The organism is Streptomyces broussonetiae (assembly GCF_009796285.1).
Lineage (GTDB): Bacteria > Actinomycetota > Actinomycetes > Streptomycetales > Streptomycetaceae > Streptomyces > Streptomyces broussonetiae.
The window spans coordinates 8326979-8337925 of sequence record NZ_CP047020.1; the positions used below are offsets into that span (position 1 = coordinate 8326979).

Below are 10947 nucleotides of genomic sequence, written 5' to 3' on the forward strand. Positions count from 1 at the left end.
CATGCCCGGTCTGCTGACGGTTCCGGCTGCCGTGGCCCGGCCCGCCGCCCGGCTGCTGCCCGCGGCTCCACGGCTGCTCACGCGGGCGGCTGCGCCGACGGTCGGGGCGGCCGCCGGCGTGGCCGTGGCGACGGCCCGTGCGGGAGTGCGAGGCGCGGACGCCACCCTGCGGGTCGTACGCGTCGCCCGCAACACGCTGCCCGGTGCCGGTGACCACTGGCGTGCCGGTGCTCGCGTCCACCTCGCCCTGCGCCCTGTGAAGCGAACGCGGACGGTAGCCGGTGGCACTGCGCGGGCGGCCCGCTGGGTGGCGGAGCAGTTGGCCGAACGCCCCGACGTGCTCGCCGCCTACTGGGACCAGGGACTGGCGCGGCTGGTGGTCACCGCGGCCAGGGAGGAGGCCATCGACCGCGTGGTGGAGCACGCGGCAGGACTGGCCGAGCGACACGGGCTGGCGCTGGCCAGTGAGGACACGGAAGAGACCACGCATCCGGCCGACCCCGCCGGGGTGCGCGCCGCGGCGGCCACGCTCGCCGCGGACGGCATCGGAATCGGCGTCGCGCTCACGGCGTACGCACTGCGTCTGCCGACCTCGCCCCGGGCCGTTACCGCGGCGGTGACCCTGCTGCGGGAGAACCCGCGCTTTCGCTCCTGGCTGCGCGCCCGGCTCGGCGACTCCCGGATGGACCTCGTTCTGGCCTGTGCGAACGCCGTCGCGCACGGCGCCGGTCAGACCCCCACCGGCCTCGTCCTCGACGGCGTCCTGCGCGCGTGTCAGCTGGGCGAGACCGTGGCCCGCGCCGCCGCGTTCGACAAGGTGCACGACCGGCTCTGCGCGCCCGGCCGGGTCGGCCTCGCGCCGGACGGCACTCCGCGACCGCCGCTGCGCGAGTCCCCGGCCCAGGAGTACGCCGCTCACGCCGAGGCCGGTGGCGTGCTGGGCGCGGCAGCCGCCCTGCTGGTCAAGCACGATGCCGCGGAGGCCGCCGAGGCGGTGCTCGCCGGCTCGCCCAAAGCAGCCCGGTACGGCCCCGCCGCCTTCCACGCCCTGCTCAGTGCGGCGCTCGCGCGAACCGGTGTGCTGGTCCGCGCCCCGGACCGGCTGCGCAGGCTGGAGCTGGCGCACACGCTGGTCCTGCATCCCAGTGCCCTGCGCACCGAGGACGGCGGGAGCGATCCGTGGGCCGAACCCGTGCTGGACGCGGCCCGCCGGGCCGGACTGCGGATCGTGGTCGTGGACGACCCCGCTCTCGAGGACTTCGCGGGTCTCGCCGACCAGGTCGTCGACGCCCGCCGGCCGCTCGATGACGTCGTGTGCGAGGCGTGCGCCGAGACGGGTGCCGTGCTCACGGTCGCCCGGATGCGGTCGCCCGAAGATCACGACGTGGCGTCGGCGCTCCGCGCCGGCGACATCGCCGTAGCCCTCGTGGACCGCGATGCCGCGGTCCTGTGGGACGCGGACATCCTGGCCCTGCACGGGCTGCCGGACGTGTGGCGGGTACTGACCGCGATTCCGGCGGCGCGTGTGGTCGGCAGGCGTTCGCAGACCCTCGCCCGTTCCGGCGCGGCCCTGTCCGGGCTGCTCGTGGCCGTCGGTGAGTCCAAGGGCGGACGTGGGCGACGCGCGGTGCTGCCGGGACTGCGGCACGCTCCGGTCGACGCGGCTGCCGCCTGCGCGCTGCTGTCCGGGGCGCGGGCCGCGCTCGGTGTGGCAGCGCGGCGTACCCCGCAGCCCCGCCCCCGCGTCCACTGGCACGAGCTGGACCCGGACGAGGCGCGCAGGCGGCTCGAGAGCGAAACGGTTGCCGAGGACACCACCTGGCAGCAGCTGACCCACGGCATGCGCGACACCGTCACCGGGGCCACCCAGCACTCGTTCGCGGCACCCGCGCGCTGGTCCTACCGGCTCGGCCGGGCCGTGCGCAGCGAACTCCAGGATCCGCTGACCCCGGTCCTCGTCGTCGGATCGGCCGCCTCGGCGATCCTCGGCTCGGCCATGGACGCCCTGCTCGTCATCGGCGCCCTCGATCTGAACGCGCTGGTCGGCGGCATCCAGCGGCTGCGTGCCGAACAGGCCCTGTCCGGACTGGTCGCCGAGCAGAAACAGAAGGCGCGGGTCGTTCCGCCGGACACCGAGGCACCGGCGGGCGGTACCCGGACCGTGGAGGCCGGCGGGCTCCTGCCCGGCGACGTGATCCAGCTCGGGGTGGACGATGTCGTACCCGCCGATGCCCGGCTGCTGCGGCAGGAAGGACTGGAGGTCGACGAGTCCGCGCTGACCGGCGAGTCGCTTCCGGTGGAGAAGCAGACCGACCCCACCCCGCACGCGCCGGTCGCCGACCGGAGCTGCATGGTCTTCGAAGGCACGACCGTGGTGACGGGGCAGGCCCGGGCCGTGGTGGTGGACACCGGCGAGCGCACCGAGGCCGCCCGCGCCGTCCACCTCGCGGCGCGCACGCCCCCAGCAGGCGGGGTGCAGGCCAGGCTCCAGGAACTCACCCGCAAGGCACTGCCGTTGACACTGGCCGGCGGCGCCGGGGTGACCGGCCTCGCGCTGCTGCGCGGCACCCCGGTCAGGGACGCGGTCAGCGGGGGCGTGGCCGTCGCCGTCGCCGCCGTCCCCGAGGGCCTGCCGCTGGTGGCCACGGTCGCGCAGTTGGCTGCGGCCCGGCGACTGAGCCGCGACGGCGTCCTGGTGCGCACCCCCCGCACCCTGGAGGCGCTCGGCCGCATGGACACCATCTGCTTCGACAAGACCGGCACCCTCACGGAGAACCGCCTGCGTCTGGTGCGGACCTGTGACGCCGAGGGCGGCGCCCACCGGACGGACGATGCCGGAGCCGCGGACACGATCCGCGCCGCGGCCCGCGCCTGCCCGCAGCAGGACGGGGGCTCCGACCGCCCGGTACACGCCACCGACGAGGCCGTCCTCACCGCGGCCCGGCCGGACCCCGACTGGACGCAGCTGGCCGATCTGCCGTTCGAGGCCGCGCGCGGTTACGCGGCGGCTGTCGGCCGCGCCGGGGACGGCCCGCCCGTGCTCGTGGTCAAGGGCGCCCCGGAGACCGTGCTGCCCGCGTGCGTGGGCCTGCCCAAGCGTGTCCGCGACGCGGCGCAGGCGCTCGCCACGGACGGTCTGCGGGTGCTGGCAGTGGCCGAACGGCGGCTGGGCGCGGACGAAGAGGAGTCCGCGGCACTCGACGAGCCGCCACGCGACCTGGAGTTCACCGGACTGCTCGCCCTGTCCGACGTACCGCGCGAGACGTCCACCGCACTGGTCGCCGGCCTGCGTGGTACCGGCGTACGACCGGTCATGCTCACGGGCGACCATCCGCAGACCGCGCGGGCGATCGCCGCCGCTCTCGGCTGGCCCGAGGACACCGTGGTGGTCACCGGGGACGAACTGGCGCAGGCCGACCGGGCCACCCGGGCCCGGATGCTGCGCGACGCGGGCGTGGTGGCCCGGGTGGCCCCCGAGCAGAAGCTCCAGGTCGTGGAGGCGCTACGGGACGCAGGCCGGGTGGTCGGCATGGTGGGCGACGGCGCCAACGACGCCGCGGCCATCCGCGCAGCCGACATAGGCGTCGGCATCAACGCGCGCGGATCGGCCGCCGCGCGCAACGCCGCCGACATCGTCCTCACCGACGACGACCTGACCGTCCTGATCGACGCGGTCGGCGAGGGCCGCGCCCTGTGGCACAGCGTGGCCGACGCCATCGCGATCCTGATCGGCGGCAACGCGGGCGAGGTCGGCTTCGGCCTCCTCGGTACGCTGCTGGCCGGCCGGGCACCACTGTCCACCCGCCAGATGCTCATGGTGAACCTGTTCACGGACCTGTTCCCGTCGATGGCGGTCGCGGTGACCGAGAAGGCGGGCACGCCGGGCAGCGAGGCGGAAGAGGATGCCTCTCCCGGTGCCGTACGGGCCGGCCACGGGTCACCGGAGGAGCCGTCCGCGATCCTCGGCGAGCATCTGCTGCGGCAGATCCGCCACCGAGCCCTCACCACCTGTCTCGGCGCCCTCACGGCCTGGCTGATCGGTCGCTTCACCCCTGGTACCGCACGCCGCTCCAGCACGATGGCCCTGTGCGGCGTGGTCGGCACGCAGCTGGTGCAGACGCTGCTCGACCGACGCGACAGCCCTCTGGTGCGGATCACCGCACTCGGTTCCGCGGTCGCACTGGTCACCGTGGTCCAGACGCCGGGTGTCAGCCGGGCCTTCGGCTGCACCCCGCTCGGCCCCCTCGCCTGGTCCGGAGTGATTGCCGCGGTCGCCCTGGCACTGGCGGGGCAGCGGTACCTGCCCCGCCTGGACGAGACGGTCCGGCGGTTGCTGCCGAAGTGACCTTCGACCAATTCGGGAACGGGTAGAGCGCGCGCGAAATCGGCGCGCCTGAGGAGTGAAGCCTGGCCCGGGATGGATACCCGAACAGTCCAGGGTTCGGAAAAGAGCCCGGCGTTTTCCCTGCGGGCCGCCTCGGCTCGCAGGGAAAACGCGTACGAGCCGACGTTTTCCCGGAACCCGAAAAGCAGCGCCCCCGCCCAACACCGGATCTTACTTCCGTGGGCAACATGACGACAAAATTTACGTGGGCGACGCAACTTACGTGGACGACATGACGACACAAAGGAAGCGGGATCCCGTGATACGGAAGAGGGATCCCGCTCATAACGTGCCGCGTCAGCCCTTGAAAATGTCCTTCGTCTTCTCCTTGGCCTGGCGGGCTGCGCCCTTCGCCTTCTTGGCCCGGCCCTCGCCTGTCAGCTGCTCGTTGCCCACGGCGCGGCCCGCGGCCTCCTTGGCCTTTCCTGTGGCTTGCTCCATCTTACCCTTGGCCTTTTGCGATCCGGCCATTGTCGTTCACTCTCCTTCCCCCGTAGGAATCCCGGACACCCATCTAAAGTACCCTGATCCGGAAGGGAAACACGCTCGCGGCCTCGATTCGGTGACCTGGCGAAGTGCCCTGGTTGTCAGGGTCCTGTCCGTTGATGACTGAAGATTTGAAAGCGTCAACTGCACTGCGACCCGCCGGGTCGGACCCGCGGTGGCTGACCGCCCGATGTCGTTTCCTCGGCGCGCGGCGGGAAACCCGATGCGTATGGTGCGATTCGGCTACACGATGATGACTGAGCAGGCCGGCCCACGCGACCTCGTGACGCATGTCGTCCGGGCCGAGGAGGCCGGTTTCGACTTCTCGGTGACGTCCGACCACTATTTTCCGTGGCTGGACGAGCAGGGGCACGCGCCGTACGCCTGGAGCGTGCTGGGCGCAGCCGCGCAGGCCACCTCGCAGATCCCTCTGATGACATACGTGACCTGCCCGACGATGCGATACCACCCGGCGGTCGTCGCACAGCAGGCCGCAACGATGCAGCTGCTCTCCGGCGGCCGCTTCCGGCTGGGACTGGGCTCCGGAGAGAACCTCAACGAGCATGTCGTGGGCGGCGGCTGGCCTGCCGTCGACGTACGCCAGGAGATGCTGGCCGAGGCGGTCGAGATCATCCGGGCGTTGTTCGGTGGTGGTTACGTCAACCACCACGGCACGCACTTCGACGTGGAGTCCGCGAGGCTCTGGGACCTGCCCGACAGTCCTCCACCCATCGGCGTGGCGGTCTCCGGGCAGCGCTCCTGTGCGCTGGCGGGCCGTGCCGCCGACCTGATGATCGCCGTCGAGCCGGACCCGGACCTTGTCACCGCCTTCGAAGAGAACGGCGGGACGGGCAAGCCGTGTGTCGGACAGCTGCCGGTCTGCTACGACACGGACCGTGGTGAGGCCGTGCGCCGGGCGCACGAGCAGTTCCGCTGGTTCGGCGGCGGCTGGAAGGTCAACGCCGAACTTCCCGGAACCGCGGCCTTCGCTGCCGCGAGCGCGTATGTACGCGAGGAGGATGTTGCGGACTCGATCCCTTGTGGGGACGATCCGGAGGTCTTCGCCGAGGCCGTGCGCCCTTACGTCGAGGCGGGCTTCACCGAGATCGCCCTGGTCCAGGTCGGCGGCGCCGCACAGCTGCGCTATCTCGACTGGGCGGAGAAGACGCTGTTGCCCGCACTGCGTGAACTCTGACCCGGCGGCACCCGGGCCGGGCACGGTCGCCATGGCCGCCGTGCCCGGGAAGGGGCGGGAACCAGGGATGTCACCGCCCTCATCCTCATGGTCCGTCGGCAGAACCGGGCGGCAGGAGTGTGCCGAGCGGGCCGAGGTCCAGATTGAGATCCTCCATGGTCAGGCCGTAGCGGGCGCACAGATCGCTCATGCGGTCGTGGAGGATCATGAGAGTGGTGCCCAGGCGCTCTTCCTGCTCCTCGGTGAGGTCACCCTGGTCGACGCGGTGCAGCGCCTGACGCTCCATGAGCTGCCGCAGGAGTTCGACCAGGGTGAGGACGAGCCTGATCAGGTCGCGTTCGACGGTGTCGGGATCAGTGCTGATACGGCGGGCGGGGTGCGGCGACGCCTGCCGACGGGCTGGTCCGATGTCGTCGGGTACCGCCGGTAGCAGTCGGAACGCCCGGGCGGCGGCGTCGGCGACCTCGCCCAGGCGGTCGGGCGGATCGGGGAGCCGGCCGCCGGCCGCGCCCGTCATGGTGCGTCCTCGGGGAGTGCCGGGGTCTGCCACGGTGACGGGTTGCGGGCACTCACGGAAACGATCAGGGCCCGCAGCGAGATGCGGACCAGGTCGATGTCCGCGATCGACAGCACCACGTCCCCCGTGAGGACGACGCCGCCGCTCAGCAGGCGGTCGAGCAGGTCGATGAGGGCCACCTGGCTCTGTGCCAGTGGCTCGGCCCCGGACGGCCGCTGTGTGTCGTTCATGGCGGCCGGTCCGTTGCCGGGTCCTCCGTGCCCGGTGGGGCGACGAAGGAGTACGGCGCCCAGGGGCCGGTGACGTCGATCCGTACGCCGGGCAGTCCGTGGGCAGCGTCGAGAACCCGCTTGCGGAATTCCGCCGTGGCCTCGTGCGTGAGGAGATAGGCGTCGTTGACGACGTTCTCCCCGGCGCCCGTGGCGAGTTCCCCTTGCTGCACCCGGTGCCGGGCGTGGTCGGTCGCCATGGCGCGGCCGATCGACTCGACCCGTTCGGCAGCCTCCCGGGCGGCCTCGTAGCACTCCTCGCGCGAGTGCCGCTGGGCGCGGCGGGCCCGCAGATAGGCCCGGCCCGGGCCGGTGTCGGCGGTCGTGTCGGCAGCGCTCGCCGAGCCGGCAGCGCTCGCCGGGCCGGGGCGCCGGGTGTCCGGCTGCGGCTCCACGTAGATCTTCACGCCCCATTCGAGCTGTCCCGCCAGGCGCTGCAGGGTCTGCGAGAACAATTCCGCGTCCTCGTGCAGCATCGCCCGTATCCGCCCGTCGTCGAGGTACACCGTGGCGAGTCGAAGCGGCAGCACGGTGGTGTGCGCGGCCAGGGCCTCGATCACGCTGTGGTGGGCGCGGGCGACAGCTTCCAGCCAGTCCAGGTCCTCCAGGTGGCGGCGCAGGGCACGCTCCTGGAATTCCTCGGCGGGCACGGGGCTGACGGCGGCGGTGAGATCGCTCCCGGGCCCCTCCGAAACCATGTGGACCGGCGCACCCGCGACGCCGACCACGCCCTCCAGAGCCGTGTCGAGGCCCGCCGCGTTGCGCACCACGGCGTAGGCGTAGAACACCGACTCAGTCATCGCTCGCCCCGCTCCTGCGTCGGGTGGAGGACCGCGGGGTGCGGGACCGTCCGGCGGGCGGCTGCTCTTCGCGAGGCGACAACTCCCGTCCTTCCTTGAGTGCCTCGATCTCGGCGTGCAGGCGCCTGTTCTCTTCGGCCAGCGCACTCTCGCCGGCTCGGGAGGACAGCGAGGCATCGTGCTCCCACCAGTCGATCCCCATCTCCCTGGCCTTGTCGACGGAGGCGACGATGAGCCGGAGCTTGATGGTGAGCAGTTCGATGTCCAGCAGGTTGATCCGGATGTCCCCCGCGATGACGATCCCCTTGTCCAGGACACGCTCGAGGATGTCGGCCAGGTTCGCGCTGGAGCCCTGGCCGTAGCCGTACGGGGTCGCGGCCCGCGAGGGGTACGGTCGCGGTCGGTTGGTGAGGGGATCTGTCATACGGCCACCTGGATTCCCGCTCAGGGAGCGGCTTGGCCCCGCCGGTAGGCGACAATCTCCTCAAGACGGTCGAGGAGCCGGTCCTCGCACTCGTCGAAGGTCCTCTGGTCGATGCGGCCCTCGAGCAGCGCGTGCTCCAGTGCGGCGAGTTCACGCTGTACGGGCTCGGGGTCGTAGTACTCCCGCTCGGCCGCCTCGATCACCCGGTCGACGACCCAGCCCACGCCCCGCACCGGCGCCAGCGGCAAAGTGAGGATCTGGTTGACCAGGCCCATGAGCTGCACCTCTCAGACGAAACTGTACGGCGGCAGCGGTCCGCGCAGCCGCAGCTTGCAGTCCTCGCCCAACTGGTGGGCCAGGCTCATCTGCGTGGCCAGGAACATCTCCTCCTGGGCCTCCTCCACCAGGAAGGAGACATTGAGGAAGTCCTGCCCGCCGGGCGACGAGATGCTCTCCTCGCGTGCGTACGGTCGCAGGGCCTCGACGATTCCCGAGGCGAGCGCCTGCTGTCGTGCCTCAACCTCCTGCGCGATCAGCTCACCCAGCGCGAGCGACATCTCAGGGGTGCCGGAGCCGCCGCGGGTGGCCTCGTTGAGTTCGTGAGCCTCCTGCGACTCCCGGAGGATCCGGCGCAGCAACGCCTTCTCCTCCCAGGAGACCTTCAGGTTGTATTCGGTGGCGCCTTTCAGGTGTTGCAGCCGCTGCTCGTACTCGCTCGCGCGGTCTTCCAGCGCACCGCGCACGGCGTCGTCGTTCTCGGCGGTCATCCCGAACTGCAGGGGCAACACCGTGCCGTCGGCCATCAGTCGTTCCTGGACCTCCTGATGCGCCGCGACGTCGCGGCGCCTGGGACGCAGATCCTCGGGGGCGTCACTCACGACCGCGTTCAGCACTCCCGCCGTCACAGACCGCAGCGGGCCGGGAGGGTCCCCGACACCTCGCAGGCCATCCAGACGCATCGGGTGACTCTTCGAAGTGATGGAGTAGACGTAGACGGCCATGGGTCACTCCCTCTCCCGCCGAGACGTTCTCCTGGCCCGGCGGCGCTGCTGTCTGGGCTCCTCCTCGTATGCGACCTCCTCCTGATCGTCTTCCTCGTTCCCGTCGTTCTCCTCCGTCTCTTCTTCCTCGCCGTCGCCGGTCAGGGTGTCCTTGACCGCCTCGACTGCGCCCGTCAGGGCCCCCTTGGACTTGCCTTCGGCCCCACCTTCGGTGATCTCGCCGACGAGATCGGTGAGCTGCGTTGGCTGTTTGTTGCCGGATTCGAGGTCGAGGCGGTTGCAGGCTTCGGCGAAGCGCAGGTAGGTGTCCACACTGGCCACGACGATGCGAGCGTCGATCTTGAGAATCTCGATGCCGACGAGGGACACGCGGACGAACACGTCGATGACGAGGCCCCGGTCGAGGATCAGGTCCAGGACGTCGTACAGGCTGCTCGTGCTTCCACGCGAGATGCTGCCCCCGCCTTGCGGTACCACGGTCATGGCGCCTCCCTTCACCACCCCCTTGTACGGATCAGCGGCGCCGGTCGATCTGGCCGCGGGTGTAGCGGCGGGTCCGTTCGTACGCCAGCAGGTCGCCCTCCTCGTCCAGCGTCACGTGGTAGCTGCCCAGCACGCTGGTCGTCTCGGGGACTCGCTCCAGTTCGAGTACCTCGACATCCGCCTCCCATCCGTCTTCGGTCCGTTTGATGGCCGATACCGATTCGGGAGCCCGCCCGAGGAGTTCCTGCAGTTGACTTGCCGCCGACCGCATGGCCCACGCCGCCGTGCGCTTGCTGGATTTCCGGGCCTTGTTGTCGGCCGGGCGGCGTGCAGTGTCGTCACTGCGGGAGACTCTCCTGCCACTGCCTGTGCGGTCCTTCTCTGACGCGGCCATCTTCCCAACTCCGTCGTTGGAGCGGCGCTCCCCAGTCACTCAAACGTACTATTTCAACATATACACCTAAAAACGGGCAGCAACGGACCGGCCGCATGCCGCCATGCGGCTGTGCAGCGGCCCGCCGGAGGGAATGACCGATGAAAGATTCGACGAAGATCGCTGTCGCCGCCGCTGTCGCCGGTGGCTACGTCCTCGGTCGCGTCAAGAAGGGGCGACTCGCCTTCGGACTGGCCACCTACCTCGCGGGCCGCCGCTTCGGCCTCGAACCCCAGCAACTGCTCACCGAAGGCCTGCGCAGACTCCAGGAGTTGCCTCAGGTCGCCGACCTCAACGACCAGGTACGTGGCGAATTCAAGGACGCCGGCCGCAAGGCCCTCGCCGCGGCGGCGGATCGCAAACTCGCAGATCTCGCGGACGTGTTGCACGAACGGACCGCCCGCATCGGCAGCGAGAAGGACCAGGAAGAACGGGAAGAGGACGAGGAAGAACCCGAGGAGGAGGAAGCAGAGAGCGAGGAGGACTGGGAGGGCGAGGAGCCCGAGGACGAGACGGAAGACGCAGAGGAAGAGGAAGAGGAGGAGGAAGAGGAGGAGGAAGAGCCGCGCGCGAAGAAACCCACGTCACAGCGCAGACGTCCCACCCGCGGGGCCGAAGAGGCGGAGCAGGCGCCCTCCAGGCGGCGCCGCACGGCCGAGCGGCCGTCCACACGACCCGCGCCGCGCAAGGCAACGGCCCGTGAGACAACGGCCCGCAAGGCCACTGCCAAGAAGGCACAGCCCGCGAAGAAGACGGCCGGGAAGAGGGCGGCTCCGGCCAAGCAGCCCGCGGCGAAGAAGACCGCGGCACCGGCGGGAAGGGCGACCGCGAAGAAGACCGCTGCGCCGGCCAGAAAGACCACGGCGAGAAAGTCCACGGCGAAGAAGACCGCCCCGAAGAAGACCACCCCGAAGAAGACGGCGTCCAAGAAGGCGTCCACACGGCGGAGGTAGGC

12 protein-coding genes are annotated in these 10947 nt (G+C 71.1%); 3 read left to right on the forward strand and 9 right to left on the reverse strand.

Annotated features, from left to right (window positions below; all coding sequences use genetic code 11):
• The first annotated feature begins 1 nt into the window (after position 1).
• Positions 2–4345, forward strand: a complete 4344-nt coding sequence (locus tag GQF42_RS38045; protein WP_158927574.1) for a cation-translocating P-type ATPase — start codon at positions 2–4, stop codon at positions 4343–4345.
• Between the two features lie 336 nt (positions 4346–4681).
• Here GQF42_RS38045 and GQF42_RS38050 read toward each other — a convergent pair whose 3' ends face one another.
• Positions 4682–4855 carry a CsbD family protein gene (locus tag GQF42_RS38050; RefSeq protein WP_158927576.1) on the reverse strand — a complete coding sequence of 58 codons (174 nt, stop codon included), beginning with the start codon at positions 4853–4855 and terminating at the stop codon, positions 4682–4684.
• A gap of 244 nt (positions 4856–5099) precedes the next feature.
• Between GQF42_RS38050 and GQF42_RS38055 the strand changes: the two genes are divergently transcribed.
• The gene (locus tag GQF42_RS38055) at positions 5100–6065 is read left to right on the forward strand and encodes an LLM class F420-dependent oxidoreductase (protein ID WP_158931070.1); all 966 of its coding nucleotides are present in this window, start codon (positions 5100–5102) and stop codon (positions 6063–6065) included.
• Positions 6066–6150: 85 nt separating this feature from the next.
• Here GQF42_RS38055 and GQF42_RS38060 read toward each other — a convergent pair whose 3' ends face one another.
• The 8 genes from GQF42_RS38060 to GQF42_RS38095 are packed head-to-tail and all read right to left on the reverse strand — an operon-like array spanning position 6151 to position 9953.
• Entirely contained in the window at positions 6151–6582 is a 432-nt protein-coding gene (locus GQF42_RS38060) for a gas vesicle protein K (protein ID WP_158927578.1), read from the reverse strand.
• A complete protein-coding gene (locus GQF42_RS38065) occupies positions 6579–6812 on the reverse strand; it encodes a gas vesicle protein (protein WP_158927580.1) in 234 nt (77 codons plus the stop codon). Before GQF42_RS38065 ends, GQF42_RS38060 begins: the two co-directional genes overlap by 4 nt.
• Positions 6809–7651 (reverse strand): GvpL/GvpF family gas vesicle protein, encoded by an 843-nt coding sequence (locus GQF42_RS38070; RefSeq protein ID WP_158927582.1) that lies wholly within the window; start codon positions 7649–7651, stop codon positions 6809–6811. Before GQF42_RS38070 ends, GQF42_RS38065 begins: the two co-directional genes overlap by 4 nt.
• The gene (locus GQF42_RS38075) at positions 7644–8075 is read right to left on the reverse strand and encodes a gas vesicle protein (RefSeq protein WP_158927584.1); all 432 of its coding nucleotides are present in this window, start codon (positions 8073–8075) and stop codon (positions 7644–7646) included. Before GQF42_RS38075 ends, GQF42_RS38070 begins: the two co-directional genes overlap by 8 nt.
• A 20-nt stretch (positions 8076–8095) precedes the next feature.
• Positions 8096–8350 carry a gas vesicle protein GvpG gene (locus GQF42_RS38080; RefSeq protein ID WP_158927586.1) on the reverse strand — a complete coding sequence of 85 codons (255 nt, stop codon included), beginning with the start codon at positions 8348–8350 and terminating at the stop codon, positions 8096–8098.
• 12 nt (positions 8351–8362) lie between these two features.
• Positions 8363–9076 carry a GvpL/GvpF family gas vesicle protein gene (locus GQF42_RS38085; RefSeq protein ID WP_158927588.1) on the reverse strand — a complete coding sequence of 238 codons (714 nt, stop codon included), beginning with the start codon at positions 9074–9076 and terminating at the stop codon, positions 8363–8365.
• Positions 9077–9079: 3 nt separating this feature from the next.
• Positions 9080–9559, reverse strand: a complete 480-nt coding sequence (locus GQF42_RS38090) for a gas vesicle structural protein GvpA (protein WP_158927590.1) — start codon at positions 9557–9559, stop codon at positions 9080–9082.
• A 31-nt stretch (positions 9560–9590) separates the two neighbouring features.
• Entirely contained in the window at positions 9591–9953 is a 363-nt protein-coding gene (locus GQF42_RS38095; RefSeq protein ID WP_158927592.1) for a gas vesicle protein GvpO, read from the reverse strand.
• 140 nt (positions 9954–10093) lie between these two features.
• Here GQF42_RS38095 and GQF42_RS38100 point away from each other — a divergent pair, with 140 nt between their 5' ends.
• Complete coding sequence (locus tag GQF42_RS38100) at positions 10094–10945, forward strand: histone protein (protein ID WP_158927594.1); 852 nt, start codon at positions 10094–10096, stop codon at positions 10943–10945.
• The last annotated feature ends 2 nt before the right edge of the window (positions 10946–10947 follow it).

Bases quoted from the DNA above. Each gene is read 5' to 3' on its own strand.
- GQF42_RS38045 (WP_158927574.1), top strand. From the start codon at position 2: ATGCCCGGTCTGCTGACGGTTCCGGCTGCCGTGGCCCGGCCCGCCGCC.
- GQF42_RS38050 (WP_158927576.1), bottom strand. From the start codon at position 4,855: ATGGCCGGATCGCAAAAGGCCAAGGGTAAGATGGAGCAAGCCACAGGA.
- GQF42_RS38055 (WP_158931070.1), top strand. From the start codon at position 5,100: ATGGTGCGATTCGGCTACACGATGATGACTGAGCAGGCCGGCCCACGC.
- GQF42_RS38060 (WP_158927578.1), bottom strand. From the start codon at position 6,582: ATGACGGGCGCGGCCGGCGGCCGGCTCCCCGATCCGCCCGACCGCCTG.
- GQF42_RS38065 (WP_158927580.1), bottom strand. From the start codon at position 6,812: ATGAACGACACACAGCGGCCGTCCGGGGCCGAGCCACTGGCACAGAGC.
- GQF42_RS38070 (WP_158927582.1), bottom strand. From the start codon at position 7,651: ATGACTGAGTCGGTGTTCTACGCCTACGCCGTGGTGCGCAACGCGGCG.
- GQF42_RS38075 (WP_158927584.1), bottom strand. From the start codon at position 8,075: ATGACAGATCCCCTCACCAACCGACCGCGACCGTACCCCTCGCGGGCC.
- GQF42_RS38080 (WP_158927586.1), bottom strand. From the start codon at position 8,350: ATGGGCCTGGTCAACCAGATCCTCACTTTGCCGCTGGCGCCGGTGCGG.
- GQF42_RS38085 (WP_158927588.1), bottom strand. From the start codon at position 9,076: ATGGCCGTCTACGTCTACTCCATCACTTCGAAGAGTCACCCGATGCGT.
- GQF42_RS38090 (WP_158927590.1), bottom strand. From the start codon at position 9,559: ATGACCGTGGTACCGCAAGGCGGGGGCAGCATCTCGCGTGGAAGCACG.
- GQF42_RS38095 (WP_158927592.1), bottom strand. From the start codon at position 9,953: ATGGCCGCGTCAGAGAAGGACCGCACAGGCAGTGGCAGGAGAGTCTCC.
- GQF42_RS38100 (WP_158927594.1), top strand. From the start codon at position 10,094: ATGAAAGATTCGACGAAGATCGCTGTCGCCGCCGCTGTCGCCGGTGGC.